The 16,336-nt window shown below is 62.0% G+C and carries 15 protein-coding genes; 14 read left to right on the top strand and 1 reads right to left on the bottom strand.

The genetic code is table 11. The annotated features are described in order from the left end of the window. Positions 1 to 227: 227 nt before the first annotated feature. The 14 genes from rlmD to rpoS all read left to right on the top strand — a co-directional run bounded on the left by rlmD (position 228) and on the right by rpoS (position 15,159). Positions 228 to 1,550 carry a 23S rRNA (uracil(1939)-C(5))-methyltransferase RlmD gene (gene rlmD, locus AB5Y72_RS18800; RefSeq protein ID WP_209794064.1) on the top strand — a complete coding sequence of 441 codons (1,323 nt, stop codon included), beginning with the start codon at positions 228 to 230 and terminating at the stop codon, positions 1,548 to 1,550. A 320-nt stretch (positions 1,551 to 1,870) separates the two neighbouring features. Continuing rightward, complete coding sequence (gene relA, locus AB5Y72_RS18805; RefSeq protein WP_216990981.1) at positions 1,871 to 4,081, top strand: GTP diphosphokinase; 2,211 nt, start codon at positions 1,871 to 1,873, stop codon at positions 4,079 to 4,081. 171 nt (positions 4,082 to 4,252) lie between these two features. Then, complete coding sequence (gene mazG, locus AB5Y72_RS18810; RefSeq protein WP_325782891.1) at positions 4,253 to 5,050, top strand: nucleoside triphosphate pyrophosphohydrolase; 798 nt, start codon at positions 4,253 to 4,255, stop codon at positions 5,048 to 5,050. Between the two features lie 219 nt (positions 5,051 to 5,269). Continuing rightward, complete coding sequence (pyrG, locus tag AB5Y72_RS18815; RefSeq protein WP_041211063.1) at positions 5,270 to 6,907, top strand: glutamine hydrolyzing CTP synthase; 1,638 nt, start codon at positions 5,270 to 5,272, stop codon at positions 6,905 to 6,907. 89 nt (positions 6,908 to 6,996) lie between these two features. Continuing rightward, positions 6,997 to 8,298 (top strand): phosphopyruvate hydratase, encoded by a 1,302-nt coding sequence (gene eno / locus AB5Y72_RS18820; protein WP_219143528.1) that lies wholly within the window; start codon positions 6,997 to 6,999, stop codon positions 8,296 to 8,298. A gap of 177 nt (positions 8,299 to 8,475) precedes the next feature. Further along, on the top strand, positions 8,476 to 8,793 hold the full coding sequence (gene ftsB / locus AB5Y72_RS18825) for a cell division protein FtsB (RefSeq protein ID WP_041211065.1): 318 nt from the start codon (positions 8,476 to 8,478) through the stop codon (positions 8,791 to 8,793). Continuing rightward, complete coding sequence (gene ispD, locus AB5Y72_RS18830; RefSeq protein ID WP_318162629.1) at positions 8,786 to 9,517, top strand: 2-C-methyl-D-erythritol 4-phosphate cytidylyltransferase; 732 nt, start codon at positions 8,786 to 8,788, stop codon at positions 9,515 to 9,517. The genes ftsB and ispD overlap by 8 nt, the downstream gene beginning before the upstream one ends. 73 nt (positions 9,518 to 9,590) lie before the next feature. Continuing rightward, entirely contained in the window at positions 9,591 to 10,067 is a 477-nt protein-coding gene (gene ispF / locus AB5Y72_RS18835) for a 2-C-methyl-D-erythritol 2,4-cyclodiphosphate synthase (protein WP_325782892.1), read from the top strand. Beyond that, positions 10,067 to 11,125: a tRNA pseudouridine(13) synthase TruD gene (gene truD, locus AB5Y72_RS18840; protein ID WP_325782893.1), complete on the top strand. Its 1,059-nt coding sequence runs from the start codon at positions 10,067 to 10,069 to the stop codon at positions 11,123 to 11,125. Before ispF ends, truD begins: the two co-directional genes overlap by 1 nt. Continuing rightward, positions 11,106 to 11,852 (top strand): 5'/3'-nucleotidase SurE, encoded by a 747-nt coding sequence (gene surE, locus AB5Y72_RS18845; RefSeq protein WP_325782894.1) that lies wholly within the window; start codon positions 11,106 to 11,108, stop codon positions 11,850 to 11,852. The genes truD and surE overlap by 20 nt, the downstream gene beginning before the upstream one ends. 4 nt (positions 11,853 to 11,856) lie before the next feature. After that, positions 11,857 to 12,474 carry a protein-L-isoaspartate(D-aspartate) O-methyltransferase gene (locus AB5Y72_RS18850; protein ID WP_325782895.1) on the top strand — a complete coding sequence of 206 codons (618 nt, stop codon included), beginning with the start codon at positions 11,857 to 11,859 and terminating at the stop codon, positions 12,472 to 12,474. Further along, positions 12,471 to 13,052, top strand: coding sequence for a YqaA family protein (locus tag AB5Y72_RS18855; RefSeq protein ID WP_042077190.1), 582 nt, complete (start codon positions 12,471 to 12,473; stop codon positions 13,050 to 13,052). Before AB5Y72_RS18850 ends, AB5Y72_RS18855 begins: the two co-directional genes overlap by 4 nt. Before the next feature lie 9 nt (positions 13,053 to 13,061). Then, positions 13,062 to 14,129: a LysM peptidoglycan-binding domain-containing protein gene (locus tag AB5Y72_RS18860; protein WP_325782897.1), complete on the top strand. Its 1,068-nt coding sequence runs from the start codon at positions 13,062 to 13,064 to the stop codon at positions 14,127 to 14,129. A 46-nt stretch (positions 14,130 to 14,175) separates the two neighbouring features. Next, on the top strand, positions 14,176 to 15,159 hold the full coding sequence (gene rpoS / locus AB5Y72_RS18865; RefSeq protein ID WP_209794070.1) for an RNA polymerase sigma factor RpoS: 984 nt from the start codon (positions 14,176 to 14,178) through the stop codon (positions 15,157 to 15,159). Positions 15,160 to 15,238: 79 nt separating this feature from the next. On the opposite strand, the gene tsaD is transcribed toward rpoS, so the two are convergent. Continuing rightward, a complete protein-coding gene (gene tsaD / locus AB5Y72_RS18870) occupies positions 15,239 to 16,252 on the bottom strand; it encodes a tRNA (adenosine(37)-N6)-threonylcarbamoyltransferase complex transferase subunit TsaD (RefSeq protein ID WP_368199423.1) in 1,014 nt (337 codons plus the stop codon). Positions 16,253 to 16,336: the final 84 nt, after the last annotated feature.

The raw sequence follows: 16,336 nt of genomic DNA on the forward strand, positions 1-16,336 counted from the left end.
GCGTGCCGGCGGAGGGGTCGGGCAGGCAATACAGTCGATGTCGCTGTACGGGGTCTCAGGCCGTATCCGGTCATATCAATGGGCCACTTTTGGTCAGAATGGGCGATGGGGCGGATGTCGCGGCTCGGGCACTCAGGCCGTATTTGGTCATACGATTATTCTTGTGGGACAATGGTCTGCCGCAGATTCCACAATCATGACATAGCCACCTATAGGCACCAAGTTTTATGGCCCAGTTTTTCAAGCCCCAAAAGAAATCCACCCAGCCCCAACGTATTGAATTTACGATAGACAGTCTGGATCACCACTGTGTCGGTGTCGGCCGTCATCAGGGCAAGGCGATCTTCGTCGAGGGGGCGCTGCCCGGCGAGCGGATCCAGGCCCGCATCATCGACGACAAGAAGCACTATGCCCACGGTGCCCTGCAGCAGGTGCTGACCCCGGCAGCCAATCGCATCGCCCCCTTCTGCGACCACTATCGCGAGTGTGGAGGTTGCAGCGCCCAGCACCTTGGTGAGGCGGATCAGCAGGCGGTCAAGGAGGCCGGTCTGGTCAGCCTGTTCGAGCGCCTCGGCAACATCCAGGCCCCGGCACTGGATCCCGTGCTGACGGGGGAGTCTCGCGCCTACCGCCGGGTCTGCCGGCTGGCCATCAAGTTTGACAAGAACGGCCGCTGCACCCGGGTGGGTTTCCGCCGTCGTCAATCGAACGATCTGGTGGAGATTGCCGGCTGCCCGGTGCTGGCCGCGCCGCTCTCGGCCCTCATCGCGCCGCTGCGGGACTGCCTCAACCGTCTCAAGAGCCAGCGCGAGCTGGGTCACGCCGAGCTCATCCAGGCCGAGCAGGGCATCATGATGCTGCTGCGCCACACGGGTCGTCCCAACGAGGCGGATCGCGCCCTGCTGATCGAATTCGCGCAAGCGCAAGGGATCGACCTCTATCTGCAGGCGGCGGACGATCGCATCGAACCCCTGCGCCAGCAATTTGCACTCGATTACACACTGGATGGCCTGTCTCTTGCATTTGCCCCCGGTGACTTCATCCAGGTCAATGGCCCCATCAACCAGCGCATGGTCGAGCAGGCGCTGGCCTGGCTCGGGGCGACCCGGGACGACAAGGTGCTGGATCTCTTCTGCGGCATCGGCAACTTCACCCTGCCGCTGGCCCGTCAGGCCCGGGAAGTGGTGGGGGTCGAGGGGGAGCTGGCCATGGTGGCCCGCGCCGAGGAGAACGCCCGCCGCAACGGCATCACCAATGCCCGCTTCTACAAGGCGGACTTGAGTGGCGACATCGTCGGCATGTCCTGGGCGCGGGAGGGATTTGACCTGGTCCTGCTGGATCCGGCGAGGCCCGGCGCCCTGGAGGTGATGAGCCACGTGGTGGCACTTGCACCGAAACGGGTGGTCTATGTCTCCTGCAACCCCGTCACCCTGGCCCGGGACAGCCGGGTGCTGGTGCAGGGGGGCTATCGGTTGACCCGGCTGGGGATGCTGGACATGTTCCCCCACACGGGGCATCTGGAATCCATGGCACTGTTCGAGCGGAAGTAAATGGATGTTCCCAAACAGCGGCCACTTGGAGTCCATGGTGCTGTTTGAACTGGGGGGGAACGGACGTTTGTGCCGTGCCCCGGGGCAGGAGGGCGAAGCGGCGACATCGGTTTTCCGATGGCCGCGGCGCTGTTTGAGCGGGAGTGATTAGGGTAATCTAGATCTTCAAAAATGGACCGGATGTGGGGGAGAGCCCTGCTGCCTTGCACGGCGGCATGCCTTGAAAACTCGCCCATGCATCCCCATTTGAGGCAGTCATCAGCTGATGAGGGGTAGGGAAGGCATCGGCTTTCGGCCCCACACTTTTAAGGATTGATACCATGGTTGCGGTGCGCGATATTCATTTGAAAGACAATTTCACCCTGGAGGAGTGGGTCAGTTCCCTCTCCTTAAGTGAAAGTGACAAGAATCAGCTGCGAACCGTTTACCAGTACTGTCTGACGCTGGGTGACGAGGCGCTCACCAACCGCTTGCTGGTGCGCGGCGTCGAGATGGTGGGCATACTGCTGATGCTCAGCATGGATCTCGCCACCCTCAAGGCCGCCATTCTCTACCCCTTCGTCGAAGCGGGCCTCATCAGCCAGGAAAAGGTGAACGAGGACTTCGGCGCCAAGATCGCCAAGCTGGTGGAAGGGGTGCTGGAGATGGAGGCCATCCGCTCCCTGCAGACCCTGCACCGCAGCGAAACCTCCCCGGAACAGGTCGACAACGTGCGCCGCATGCTGCTCGCCATGGTGGAGGATGTGCGCGCCGTGGTGATCAAGCTGGCGGAGCGCATCGCCTGCCTGCGGGAGGCGAAGAAGGCCGATGAAGAGACCCGGGTGCTGATGGCCCAGGAGATCACCAACATCTATGCGCCGCTGGCGAACCGCCTCGGCATCGGCCAGCTCAAGTGGGAACTGGAGGATCTCGCCTTCCGCTACCTGCATCCGGACACCTACAAGCAGATCGCCAAGCAACTCGACGAGAAACGTCTCGATCGGGAGCGTTACATCCGCGACTTCGTGCAAACCCTGCGGGATGCCCTGAAGGAGGCGGGGGTGGAGGCCGAGGTCTACGGCCGGCCGAAACACATCTACAGCATCTGGCGCAAGATGCAGAAGAAGCACCTCGAGTTCAACGAGCTGTTCGACGTGCGCGCGGTGCGGGTGATCACCAAGCGGCTGCAGGATTGCTACGCGGCGCTCGGCATAGTCCACACCCACTTCCACCATATCCCCCGGGAATTTGACGACTATGTCGCCAACCCCAAACCCAACGGCTACCAGTCCATCCACACCGTGGTGGTGGGGGAAGAGGGCAAGACGGTGGAGATCCAGATCCGCACCGAACAGATGCATCAGGACGCGGAGCTCGGCGTCGCCGCCCACTGGCGCTACAAGGAAGGGGCCCAGGCGGCCACCAAGACCAACACCTTCGAAGACAAGATCGAGTGGCTGCGCAAGCTCCTCGCCTGGCAGGAGGATCTCTCCGAGAGCGGATCATTGCTGGACGATCTGCGCAGTCAGGTGTTCGAGGACAGGGTCTATGTGTTCACCCCCAAGGGGGACGTGATTGACCTGCCGGCGGGCGCCACCCCGCTCGACTTCGCCTATCACGTGCACAGCATGATCGGCCACCGCTGCATCGGCACCAAGATAGACGGTCGCATCGTGCCCTTCACCTATACGCTGCAGACCGGCGATCAGGTGGAGGTGATCACCCAGAAGGAGCCGAACCCGAGCCGCGACTGGATGAACCCGAACGCCGGCTTCCTGCGCTCCAGCCGGGCGCGAGCCAAGGTGGCCACCTGGTTCAGAAAACTGGATCGGGACAAGAACATCGCCGCCGGCAAGGAGTTGCTGGAGAAGGAGCTGGACAGGCACAACCTGACCCTCTCCAAGGTGGACAAGGTGGTGCTGGAACGCTTCCACGCCGAGGAGCTGGAGGACCTGCTGGCCGGCATCGGCAGCGGCGACATCCGCATCAACCAGCTGCTCAACTACCTGGACACCCGCTACAACAAGCCGACCGCCGAGGAAGAGGATCGCCGGCTGCTGGAGAAGCTGGAGCAGAAGGCCAACGTGCCGTTCCGTCCCAAGCCCAAGGACCACATCGTGGTAGAGGGGGTCGGCAATCTGATGACTCATATAGCCCGCTGCTGCCAGCCCATTCCGGGGGACGCCATCCAGGGCTTCATCACCATGGGCCGGGGTGTCTCCATCCACCGGGAGGATTGCGAGCAGCTCAAGGAGCTGTCGCGTCGCAACCCGGAGCGGCTGATCGATGCGGTCTGGGGGGAAAACTACTCCGGCGGCTACGGCCTCACCATCCGCATCCTCTCCAACGACAGATCCGGCCTGCTGCGCGACATCACGACCGTGCTCGCCAACGAGAAGATCAACGTGATGGGGGTGCGCTCGCGCTCCAACGTGCGCGAGCAGACCGCCGAGATCGACATGGAGCTGGAGATCTACAACATCAACGCCTTCAACCGGGCCCTGGCCAAGCTCAGCCAGCTCAACGACGTGATCAGCGCCAAGCGGCTGTAATGCCCAATCGACCGGCCCCAGTGGTCGGTCTGCATTTTCGCCCTCTTTGTAGCGCATTGAAGACGGATATCACGTGCCCCATCTCCTCCCGCAACTGCTCCACATCATGTGGAGCAGTTGCGGGACCTGACATTGATGAACCCCATTTACCGAATCGAAAGTGAGTTGCCCATGTCCCAACGCTACGACCTGCCCCAACTGCTCGACATCATGGCCCGCCTGCGCGACCGGGACGGGGGTTGTCCCTGGGATCTCAAGCAGAGCTTCCAGACCATAGTGCCCCACACTCTGGAGGAGGCCTATGAGGTGGCCGACGCCATCGAGACCCAGGACTGGCAGGGGTTACAGGGCGAGCTCGGGGATCTGCTGTTCCAGGTGGTGTTCTACGCCCAGCTCGGCAAGGAGCAGGGGCTGTTCGATTTCGCCGACATCGTCGACACCGTGAGCGAGAAGCTCATTCGCCGCCACCCCCATGTCTTCTCCGATGCCGACCTTGGCGACGAGCAGGCTGTGAAGGCGAACTGGGAGGCGGAAAAAGCCAGAGAGCGCGCCGCCCTCGACAAAGCGAGCGTGCTGGATGACATTCCCCTCTCGCTGCCGGCCCTGACCCGGGCCGCCAAGATCCAGAAGCGCTGCGCCACCGTCGGCTTCGACTGGAAGACCCTGGGCCCCGTGGTGGACAAGATCCACGAGGAGATCGACGAGGTGATGGAAGAGGCGCTGATGGCGGACGTGGACGAGGCACGGGTGAGCGACGAGCTCGGCGACCTGCTGTTTGCCACCGTCAACCTGGTGCGCCATCTGGGCAAGGATCCCGAGCAGGTGCTGCGGGCCGCCAACGCCAAGTTCGAGCGTCGTTTTCGTCAGGTTGAGCAGTTTATTGCCGCGGAAGGGCTGAAAATGACGGATTGCTCCCTGGAGAAGCTGGACGCCGCCTGGTCCAAGGCCAAGGAAACCGAGCAGAGTTGACAGCGCGGGAATGGTGGATTGCCCCTGCAGAAACCGGATGTCATCCGGGACGGAACCAAAGAATCCGAGCAAAGTTGATTTGGCGCAAGACGGGGGGGCGGGGAGCCTGATAGATTTTTGTTCATTGTTTGGGAGTGGGGGTTTTGGTATACTGTTTCCCCGTCCTGCTTCATCCCCGAAGCACCCCTTAAAATTCCCTAAACTTCTTTCAGGTTCAGCATGACGACCAAATATATTTTTGTGACTGGTGGCGTTGTTTCATCCCTCGGCAAAGGCATTGCCGCAGCTTCTCTGGCAGCCATTCTGGAAGCCCGTGGTCTGGATGTGACCATCATGAAACTGGACCCCTATATCAACGTGGATCCGGGCACCATGAGCCCGACCCAGCACGGTGAAGTGTTCGTGACCGAGGACGGGGCCGAGACCGATCTGGACTTGGGCCACTATGAGCGTTTCATCCGCACCAAGATGACCCGCCGCAACAACTTCACCACTGGCCGCATTTACGCTGACGTGCTGCGCAAGGAGCGTCGTGGCGACTATCTGGGCGCCACCATCCAGGTCATCCCGCACATCACCAACGCCATCAAGGAGCGGGTGATTGCCGGTGCCGAAGGCCACCAGGTCGCCATCGTCGAGGTGGGCGGCACAGTGGGCGACATCGAGTCCCTGCCGTTCCTCGAAGCCATTCGTCAGCTGGCGGCCATCGTGGGTCGCAACAACGCCATGTTCATGCATCTGACCCTGGTTCCTTACCTGGCCGCTGCCGGCGAGGTGAAGACCAAGCCGACCCAGCACTCCGTGAAGGAGCTGCTCTCCATCGGCATCCAGCCGGACGTGCTGATCTGCCGCTCCGACCGCGCCATCCCGGCCAACGAGCGCGCCAAGATCGCCCTGTTCTGCAACGTGCCCGAGCGCGCCGTCATCTCCATGAAAGACGTCGACTCCATCTACAAGATCCCGGCGCTGCTGAAGTCCCAGGGTCTGGACGGCTACATCACCGAGCGCTTCGGCATCGAGTGCAAGGAAGCGGATCTGGCCGAGTGGGAACAGGTCATCTATGAAGAAGCCAATCCGACTGCGGAAGTGACCATCGGCATGGTCGGCAAGTACGTCTCCCTGCCGGACGCCTACAAGTCCGTCAACGAGGCGCTCAAGCACGGTGGTCTGAAGACCCGTCTCTCCGTCAACATCAAGTACATCGATTCCCAGGACATCGAGACCCGTGGCGCCGAGCTGCTGGAAGGTCTGGATGCGATCCTGGTGCCGGGTGGCTTCGGCGAGCGCGGCGTGGAAGGCAAGATCCTGGCCGCCAAGTATGCCCGCGAGAACAAGATCCCCTACCTGGGTATCTGCCTCGGCATGCAGGTCGCCCTGATCGAATACGCCCGCAACGTGGCGGGCATGGAAGGGGCTCACTCCTCCGAATTCAAGAAAGATTGCGCCTATCCGGTCGTCGGCCTTATCACCGAGTGGGTGGATGATGAAGGCAACGTCGAGACCCGGACCGAGAAGTCCGATCTGGGTGGCACCATGCGTCTGGGTTCCCAGCTCTGCCATCTGGTGGAAGACTCCAAGGTGCGCCAGATGTACGGCAGCCCGACCATTTACGAGCGCCACCGTCATCGTTATGAGGTGAACAACAAGTTGCTGCCGCAGATTGAAGCGGCAGGCCTGAAGGTGACCGGTCTCTCCGCCGACAAGAAGCTGGTGGAAATCATCGAGATCCCGGATCACCCCTGGTTCGTGGCCGCGCAGTTCCACCCGGAGTTCACCTCGACTCCCCGTGATGGCCACGCCCTGTTCGCCGGTTTTGTGAAGGCGGCGGGCGAGTATCAGAAGCGTAATTTGAAGTAATTGAAAATAAATGCGGTTGGGGCCCTGTGCCACAGCCGCTTTTTTTGGCATATTTTTGTTGTTTTTTTACGAAACCTGAGGAAATACACATGTCCAAGATCGTTAAAGTGATCGGTCGTGAAATCATCGACTCCCGTGGTAACCCGACCGTTGAGGCCGAAGTTCACCTGGAAGGTGGTTTTGTTGGTATGGCAGCCGCTCCGTCTGGCGCGTCCACCGGTTCCCGCGAAGCGCTGGAACTGCGTGACGGCGACAAGAGCCGTTTCCTGGGTAAAGGCGTGCTGAAAGCCATCGAAGCCGTCAACGGCCCGATCGCCCAGGCTCTGCTGGGTAAAGATGCCAAGGACCAGGCCACTGTCGACCAGATCATGATCGACCTCGACGGTACCGAGAACAAATCCAAGTTCGGCGCCAACGCCATCCTGGCTGTTTCCCTGGCCAACGCCAAAGCTGCTGCCGCTGCCAAAGGCATGCCGCTGTACGCCCACATTGCCGAGCTGAACGGCACCCCGGGTGTCTACTCCATGCCGCTGCCCATGATGAACATCATCAACGGTGGTGAGCACGCCGACAACAACGTCGACATCCAGGAGTTCATGATCCAGCCGGTTGGCGCCAAGACCCTGAAAGAAGCCGTCCGCATGGGCGCAGAAGTGTTCCACAACCTGGCCAAGGTGCTGAAGTCCAAGGGCTACAACACCGCCGTCGGTGACGAAGGTGGTTTCGCTCCGAACCTGAAATCCAACGCCGAAGCGCTGGAAGTGATCGCTGAAGCCGTTGCCGCTGCCGGTTACAAGCTGGGCACCGACGTGACCCTGGCGATGGACTGCGCCGCTTCCGAGTTCTACGACGCCGAGAAGAAAGAGTACAACCTGAAGGGCGAAGGTCGTATCTTCACCTCCAACGGTTTCTCCGACTTCCTGGAAGAGCTGACGGCCAAGTTCCCGATCGTCTCCATCGAAGACGGCCTGGACGAATCTGACTGGGAAGGCTTCGCCTACCAGACCCAGAAACTGGGCAAGAAAATCCAGATCGTGGGTGACGACCTGTTCGTAACCAACACCAAGATCCTGAAGCGCGGCATCGACAACGGCATCGCCAACTCCATCCTGATCAAGTTCAACCAGATCGGTTCCCTGACCGAGACTCTGGCTGCCATCAAGATGGCCAAGGACGCTGGCTACACCGCCGTCATCTCCCACCGCTCCGGTGAGACCGAAGACGCCACCATCGCCGACCTGGCCGTGGGTACCGCTGCTGGCCAGATCAAGACCGGTTCCATGAGCCGTTCTGACCGTGTTGCCAAGTACAACCAGCTGATCCGCATCGAAGAAGCCCTGGGTACCAAGGCTCCGTTCCGCGGTCTGAAAGAAGTGAAGAACCAGGCTTAATTTTCGCCTGCTTCCTAGCCTCCCAAAGCCCCGCCATCCGGTGGGGCTTTTTCGTATCCGCCTCGCCCATGGGCGGGCGCCATGTTTTTTATTCCGGGCACCCCATCCGCGATACAGGCTTTCTTTTGTCTTGCCTGCGAATATGGGAAACTAGGCCGCTTGAAGGAGACTCAGTGCATGCGGCTACTCACTCTTATCCTGCTCCTCCTGTTGGGAGGGCTGCAATATGACTTCTGGCTCGGGAAGAACGGCCTCTCCGACTATCGGGATCTCTCCAATGCCATCGAGCGGCAGCAGCAGGACAACCTGGTGCTCAAGGACCGCAACAACCTGATTTACCGGGAGATCGACGATCTGACCTCGGGCCTGGAGGCCATCGAGGAGCTGTCACGCAACGATCTCGGCTATATCAAGCAGGGCGAGACCTTCTACCGCATCATTCCCAAAGAAAAAGATCAGGCCACCGAGCCTGACGGCGTGCCCTACGATGACTGATCACCATGGCGGCTTGACCGCGATAGTCCCGGCCGCCGGCATCGGCAGCCGCATGGGGGCCGAGTGCCCGAAACAGTATCTGTCGCTGGCGGGGAAGTGCATCCTGGAACACACCCTGGAGCGCCTGCTCTCCCATCCGGCCATAGCCCGGGTGATAGTGGCGCTGGCTCCCCACGACCGCTGGTTCGAGACGCTGGCCGTGGCCGCCGATCCGCGGGTGTGGCGGGTGGAAGGGGGAAGCGAGCGCGCCTGGTCGGTGCTCAATGGGTTGCATGTGGCGCAAGGGGAGTGGGTGCTGGTGCACGACGCCGCCCGTCCCTGCCTCACCCACGGCGATCTCGACCGGCTCATCGCCACCGCCATGGCGTGCGACGGCGCCATCCTCGGCAGCCGGGTGCGCGATACCATGAAGCGCACCGATGCCGCCGGCAACATCCTCGCCACCGTCGAGCGCGAACAGCTCTGGCACGCCCTGACGCCCCAGATGTTCCCCACCGGCCCCCTCAGGCGGGCGCTGGAGGAGGGGCTGGCGCTGGGGGCGGCCATCACCGACGAGGCCTCCGCCATGGAGCGCGCCGGTTTCGCCGTCAGGATGGTGGAGGGGCGGGCCGATAACATCAAGGTGACCCGGCCGGAAGATCTCTCCCTGGCCGAGCTCTATTTACAGCAACAGCGTGCGCGCCAGCCGGCGCGACCCGATTCACCCACAGAGGAGCAGGCATGATCCGCTTGGAACATGGTCTTGAGGCATACCCATTCGATGGGGAAGGTTTGTGCATGATGGGGGAGCAGCAGGCATGATGCGGATCGGACATGGTTTTGACGTACACAAGTTTGGCGGTGAAGGTCCCTGCATGCTGGGCGGGGTGGCGGTGCCCTACGAACAGGGGCTGATTGCCCACTCCGACGGTGACGTGGTGCTGCACGCGGTGAGCGATGCCCTGTTGGGGGCCATCGGCGCCGGCGACATCGGCCGCCACTTCCCCGATACTGCGGCCGAATTCAAGGGCATAGACAGCCGCATCCTGCTGCGGGACGTGTTTGCCCGGGTACGGCAGGCGGGCTATGCCATCGGCAACCTGGACGTGACCATCATTGCCCAGGCTCCCAAGATGGCGCCCCACATCGGCGCCATGTGCGCCGTGCTGGCCGCGGATCTGCAATGTGAATTGAACCGGGTGAACGTCAAGGCGACCACCACCGAACAACTGGGCTTCACGGGGCGCAAGGAAGGGATCGCCACCGAAGCCGTCGTCCTGCTGGTGAAACAATGATGCTGGAACAGCTTAGCTATCTGCACGGGGCGCCCACCGCCCGGGGCATCCTCAAGGCCGAGGCCGCCGACTTCGTGGTCAATGAAGATCTCGGGTTTGAGCCCTGCGGGGAGGGGGAGCATATCTTCGTCCGGGTGCGTAAAACCGGCGAGAACACCGCCTGGGTGGCTGGTCTGCTGGCGGATGCGGCCGGAGTCGCCCGCAACGCGGTGACCTGGGCCGGTCTCAAGGATCGCCACGCGGTGACCGAGCAGTGGTTCGGCATCCACCTGCCTGGCAAGGCAGAGCCGGATCTGTCGGTCATCGAGAGCGACAGCATCCGGATCCTGCAGGTGAAGCGCCACAACAAGAAGCTGCGGGTCGGCTACCTCAAGGGCAACCACTTCACCCTGCGTCTCACCGGACTGGAGCAGGCCGATGGCCTGGAATCCCGCCTGCAGGCCATCGCCACACTGGGCGTGCCGAACTATTACGGCGAGCAGCGTTTCGGGCGCGAGGGCAACAACCTGGAAGCGGCCAGGGCGATGTTTGCCGGCAAGCGGATCAAGGATCGCAATAAGCGCTCCCTCTATCTCTCCGCGGCGCGCAGCATGCTGTTCAACGCCATCGTCAGCGCCCGCATCGAGCAGGGGCTGGCCCATCAGCTGCTGGCCGGTGACTGCGTGATGCTCAAGGGCAGCCACTCCATCTTCAGCGAAGAGAGCGTGACCCCCGAGCTGGAAGCGCGCCTCGCCTCCGGTGACGTGCAGCTCACCGCGCCCCAGTGGGGTCGTGGCCGACTGGCCAGCCAGGGCGTCGCCGCCGAGTTCGAGCAAGGGGTGCTGGCACCCTATGCCGATTGGTGCGAGGGGCTGGAGAAGGCCGGGCTGGATCAGGACAGGCGCCCGCTGCTGCTCAAGCCGGAAGGCATGAGCTGGCAGTTGGCAAACGGGGCGCTGACCCTGTCGTTCTTCCTGCCGGCCGGCGCCTTTGCCACCAGCGTGGTACGCGAGTTAATGCAGGCCGAAGAGGCCGATCACGGTTTCAGGAACTCAACCGATGCGAATTCTGGTCAGTAATGACGATGGAGTATATGCCGAGGGCATTCGCGCCCTCAGCGAGGCACTGACTGCCTGTGGCGAGGTCATCGTGGTGGCGCCGGATCGCAACCGCAGCGGCGCGAGTCACTCGTTGACGCTGGAGGTGCCGCTGAGGGTCACCCGCATCGCCGAAACCGGGTATCATGCGGTGAAGGGGACGCCGACCGACTGCGTCCACCTCGCGGTCAACGAGCTGGTGCGCCCGGAACCCGACATGGTGGTGGCCGGCATCAACCACGGCGCCAACCTAGGGGATGACGTCATCTACTCCGGCACGGTGGCGGCCGCGACCGAAGGACGTCACCTGGGGTTCCCGTCGCTGGCCATCTCCCTGGTGGGCAAGACCCATTTCGCCACGGCGGCCCACTATGCGGCCCAGCTGGTGAGGGGGATGATGGTGCATCCGCTGCCCGCCGATCAGATCCTCAACGTCAATGTGCCGGACCTGCCTCTCGATCAGATCAAGGGGATCAGGGTGACGCGTCTTGGCAACCGCCATCGCGCCGAGTCGGTGATCTGTACCGAGGATCCCCGTGGCCAGTCCATCTACTGGATAGGCCCTCCCGGCAGCCAGCAGGATGCGGGCGAGGGGACGGATTTCGCCGCCATCGAGCAGGGCTATGTCTCCATCACTCCCCTGACCATTGACATGACCGCCTACAGCAGTCTGGCGAGTCTGGGTGCCTGGCTGGATCTGCAGGGATGACGTTGTGATAGTACAGCGCCTGTTGAACCAATTGATTGCCCAGAATGTGCGAGATTTCCGCGTGCTGGCGGCGATCGCGAAAGTGCCGCGCCAGCTGTTCGTGGACGAAGCCATGGCCCACAAGGCCTGGGACAATACGGCTCTGCCCATCGGGCATGGCCAGACCATCTCCCAGCCCTACATAGTGGCACGTATGACGGAACTGCTGATCCAGAACGATCCGGCCCACGTGCTGGAGATCGGGACGGGCTCAGGCTACCAGACGGCGGTGCTGGCCCATCTGGTGGAGCATGTGTATACCGTCGAGCGGATCAAGTCCCTGCAGTTCCAGGCCAGACGCCGGCTGCGCCAGCTCGATCTGCACAATGTCTCGGCCAAGCACGGCAACGGCTGGCTGGGCTGGCCGAACAAGGGCCCCTTCGACGCCATCCTGGTGACGGCGGCGGCGAGCGAGGTGCCCAAGGCCCTGACCGATCAGCTGGCCGACGGGGGCCGTCTGGTGTTGCCGGTGGGGGATAGCCAGCAGACCCTGCAGCTGATCGAGCGTTCGGGTTCCCAGCTGACCAGCCGGATCCTGGAGCCGGTGCGTTTCGTTCCCCTGATTGACGGAGATGTCGAGTGAAGTTGTTTTCCCGCCTCTATGTGCTGGTGATGCAGTGGGCACGCCACAAGTATGCCCCCTGGTATCTGGCCATCACCGCCTTCATCGAGTCCGTATTCTGGCCCATTCCGGTGGATGTGATGCTGGCTCCCATGGCCTTGGCCAAGCCCCGTCGGGCCTGGCACTATGCCGCACTGGCGACCCTGTTTTCGGTGCTGGGCGCGCTGTTCGGATATCTGCTCGGCTATGCCCTCTGGGAGCCCGTGGTCCAGCCGCTGGTGGCCTCGGTCGGTTATGAAGACAAGATCGCCCTGGCTGAACAGTGGTTCGAGCAGTGGGGCATCTGGGTGATTTTTATTGCCAGTTTCACGCCGATCCCCTACAAGGTGTTTACCGTCACGGCGGGCTTGCTCCATATGGCGCTATTGCCCTTCATCGTCACCTCCCTGATCGGTCGCGGCATGCGCTTCTTCCTGGTGGCAGGCCTGATGCGCTGGGGTGGGGAGAAGATGGAGCGCAAGCTGATGCACTACGTGGATGTGCTCGGTTGGCTCTGTATTGGTTTGGCCGTTGCGGCCTATTTCTGGTTTAGTCGTTAAGGATCCACTATGTGTTCGCGTGTTTGGCAAGGTAGCGGTGTCGTCGTGTTGTCATGGCTGCTGCTTGCCTGCTCCTCCAGCAAGACTGCTGCCCCGGTGCATAGCCTGGGCAATGATCAGATCGCCTCGACCATACCGGTCCGCCAAGGGGGGGCCAAGCCTGCCGCCCAGAGCGGGGGCTATACCGTGGTCAAAGGGGATACCCTGTACTCCATCGCGTTCCGTTCGGGCATGGACGTGGCTTCGCTCATCAGCATCAACGGCATCAGCCCTCCCTACAACATCTATCCCGGTCAGCAGCTCAGGCTGGATGGCTCGGCGTTCAGCTCGGTGGTGAGCGTCGGCAGCCCGGTCAGCCGTGGCAGCGTGACGGGATCGGGCACCTATGAGGTGCGCCGTGGCGATACTCTGAGCAGCATCGGTCGCCAGTTCGGTCTATCCAACCAGACGCTGGCACAGCGCAACAACCTCCAGGCGCCCTATGCCCTGCACGTGGGCCAGGTGCTCAACGTGGGGACTGCGGGGTCGGCCAGCGGCCAGATGGTTGCTGCCGCGACCCCGGTCGTGACCAGCACAGGCCCCAAAGCACTGGCGACGGCGCCGGCAGGTACGACCACCCCGTTTATCGCTCAGAAAACGATTGCTCCTGCCTCGTCAACAGCATACGCTCAGGCGACAGAACAAAAAAACATCAGCACCAAGTCAACACTCTCCTGGCATTGGCCGACCAAAGGGCGGATCGTCGAAGGCTTCTCCGTTGCCGAACAGGGCAACAAGGGCATCGACATCTCGGGTCAAAAGGGTCAACCCATTTACGCCGCAAGTGGCGGCAAAGTGGTCTACGCGGGCAGCGCACTCAGGGGTTACGGCAAGCTGATTATTCTCAAGCACAACGATGACTACCTCTCCGCCTACGCTCACAACGACGAGCTGAGGGTCAAAGAGGGAGACAGCGTCAAGGGCGGAGCAGTTATCGCCAATATGGGTAGCACGGATGCGCCGGATGTGCGCTTGCACTTTGAAATCCGGTACAAAGGCAAGTCGATCAACCCGATGGGCTATTTGCCAAAGCGTTAACTCAGAGAGCTAGGTCTTACTCTGGTGCAGGTCAGGGAGACATATCATGAGCCAAGAACAACTGGTAATGCAGGATGCAGAGTTAGAGTTCGACGAAGAGCTGGAGGTTCAGGAGGAAGAAGAGGTTCAGGAGGTGGCGGCCGAGGCCGAAGAGACCATCTCCGATGAACTGATGGCGCCCGAGCTGAACAAGGTGATGGACGCCACCCAGCTCTATCTGGGGGAGATCGGCTTCTCCCCCCTGCTCACGGCCGAAGAGGAAGTCTACTACGCTCGCCGTGCCCTGCGCGGCGACAAAGCGGCGCGCAAGCGCATGATCGAATCCAACCTGCGCCTGGTGGTCAAGATTGCCCGGCGCTACAACAACCGCGGCCTGGTGCTGCTGGATCTTATCGAAGAGGGCAACCTCGGCCTCATCCGGGCGGTCGAAAAGTTTGACCCCGAACGGGGCTTCCGCTTCTCCACCTATGCCACCTGGTGGATTCGCCAGACCATAGAGCGGGCCATCATGAACCAGACCCGCACCATCCGTCTGCCCATCCATGTGGTCAAGGAGTTGAACGTCTATCTGCGCACCGCCCGCGAGCTCTCCCATCGTCTCGATCATGAACCGACCGCCGAGGACATCGCCTTCGCGCTGGATCGCTCCGTCGACGACGTGAATCGCATGCTCAAGCTCAACGAGAAGATCACCTCGGTGGATACCCCCATCGGTGGCGATCGGGACAAGGCGCTGCTGGACGTGCTCTCCGACGAGCGCGGCATGGGCCCTGAGCTGGAGTCCCAGGAAGATGACATGCGCAGCAGCATAGTGCACTGGCTGGAAGAGCTGAATCCCAAGCAGCGCGAGGTGCTGGCCCGCCGTTTCGGCCTGCTCGGTTATGAGCCGGCGACCCTGGAAGACGTGGGCGCCGAGATAGGGTTGACCCGGGAGCGGGTGCGCCAGATCCAGGTGGAAGGACTGCGCCGCCTGCGGGAGATCCTGCTGGGGCAGGGGCTCTCCATCGAGGCCCTGTTCAGAACCAATTAGCCTTGGACAGTGCGAATACCGTCATCAGAGACAACAAAGGGGCCATGGGCCCCTTTCTTCTAGCAATGGATCCTTTGGATCACACCGGATCCAGGGTGTCCAGCGGCCAGCGTGGCACGGCCTTGACGACCAGCGGCTCGAACACGCCCGCCTTCAGGCGCTGCATGCCGGCATAGGCGATCATGGCGCCGTTGTCGGTGCAATATTCGGTGCGTGGATAGAACACTTCTCCCTTGAGACTCGCCATCAGCTCGGCCAGCTGGGCGCGCAGATGACGGTTGGCACTGACGCCACCGGCCACCACCAGACGGTTGAGGCCGGTCTCCTTCAGCGCGCGGCGGCACTTGATGGCCAGCGTATCGACGACCGCATCTTCAAATGCACGGGCGATATCGGCACGGGTCTGTTCGTCGTCACCGTTGGCGGCGATGGTATTGGCGGCGAAGGTCTTCAGGCCGGAGAAGCTCATGTCGAGCCCGGGGCGGTCGGTCATGGGGCGCGGGAAGGTGAAGCGTCCCTTCACGCCCTTCTCCGCCAGACGGGAGAGCAGGGGGCCACCCGGGTAGTCCAGTCCCATCAGCTTGGCGGTTTTGTCGAACGCCTCGCCGGCGGCATCGTCGATGGATTCCCCCAGCAGCTGATAACTGCCGATGCCGTCGACCCGTACCAGCATGGAGTGACCACCGGAGACCAGTAGGGCGACGAAGGGGAACTCGGGGGCCTTCTCCTCCAGCATGGGGGCCAGCAGGTGGCCTTCCATATGGTGCACCGCCACTGCCGGTTTGCCCCAGGCCATGGCCAGGGAGCGGCCTATGGTAGCCCCCACCAGGATGGCGCCAACCAGACCCGGACCTGCGGTGTAGGCGATGCCGTCGATCTCATCCTTGCCGAGCCCAGCTTCCTTCAGGGCGGCCTGGATCAAGGGGATCGTCTTGCGGACATGATCCCGGCTGGCCAGCTCGGGAACGACGCCGCCGTAGTCCGCATGCAGCTTGACCTGGCTGTATAACTGGTGGGAAAGGATCCCTTTTTGATCATCGAAGATCGCGATCCCGGTTTCGTCACAGGATGTCTCTATGCCCAATACACGCATTGCTAAAAAATTTCACTGCTAAAATGAGACGGCTATGGTAACCTTCGCGGGTTTTTTAAACCAGAGCGATCTCTGCGGGTTTAC

Source organism: Aeromonas sp. R7-4 (assembly GCF_040908055.1).
Taxonomy (GTDB): Bacteria; Pseudomonadota; Gammaproteobacteria; order Enterobacterales; family Aeromonadaceae; genus Aeromonas; species Aeromonas sanarellii.

Excerpts from the sequence above, each read along its gene's own strand:
- rlmD (WP_209794064.1), top strand. The coding sequence starts at position 228 with ATGGCCCAGTTTTTCAAGCCCCAAAAGAAATCCACCCAGCCCCAACGT.
- relA (WP_216990981.1), top strand. The coding sequence starts at position 1,871 with ATGGTTGCGGTGCGCGATATTCATTTGAAAGACAATTTCACCCTGGAG.
- mazG (WP_325782891.1), top strand. The coding sequence starts at position 4,253 with ATGTCCCAACGCTACGACCTGCCCCAACTGCTCGACATCATGGCCCGC.
- pyrG (WP_041211063.1), top strand. The coding sequence starts at position 5,270 with ATGACGACCAAATATATTTTTGTGACTGGTGGCGTTGTTTCATCCCTC.
- eno (WP_219143528.1), top strand. The coding sequence starts at position 6,997 with ATGTCCAAGATCGTTAAAGTGATCGGTCGTGAAATCATCGACTCCCGT.
- ftsB (WP_041211065.1), top strand. The coding sequence starts at position 8,476 with ATGCGGCTACTCACTCTTATCCTGCTCCTCCTGTTGGGAGGGCTGCAA.
- ispD (WP_318162629.1), top strand. The coding sequence starts at position 8,786 with ATGACTGATCACCATGGCGGCTTGACCGCGATAGTCCCGGCCGCCGGC.
- ispF (WP_325782892.1), top strand. The coding sequence starts at position 9,591 with ATGATGCGGATCGGACATGGTTTTGACGTACACAAGTTTGGCGGTGAA.
- truD (WP_325782893.1), top strand. The coding sequence starts at position 10,067 with ATGCTGGAACAGCTTAGCTATCTGCACGGGGCGCCCACCGCCCGGGGC.
- surE (WP_325782894.1), top strand. The coding sequence starts at position 11,106 with ATGCGAATTCTGGTCAGTAATGACGATGGAGTATATGCCGAGGGCATT.
- AB5Y72_RS18860 (WP_325782897.1), top strand. The coding sequence starts at position 13,062 with ATGTGTTCGCGTGTTTGGCAAGGTAGCGGTGTCGTCGTGTTGTCATGG.
- rpoS (WP_209794070.1), top strand. The coding sequence starts at position 14,176 with ATGAGCCAAGAACAACTGGTAATGCAGGATGCAGAGTTAGAGTTCGAC.
- tsaD (WP_368199423.1), bottom strand. The coding sequence starts at position 16,252 with ATGCGTGTATTGGGCATAGAGACATCCTGTGACGAAACCGGGATCGCG.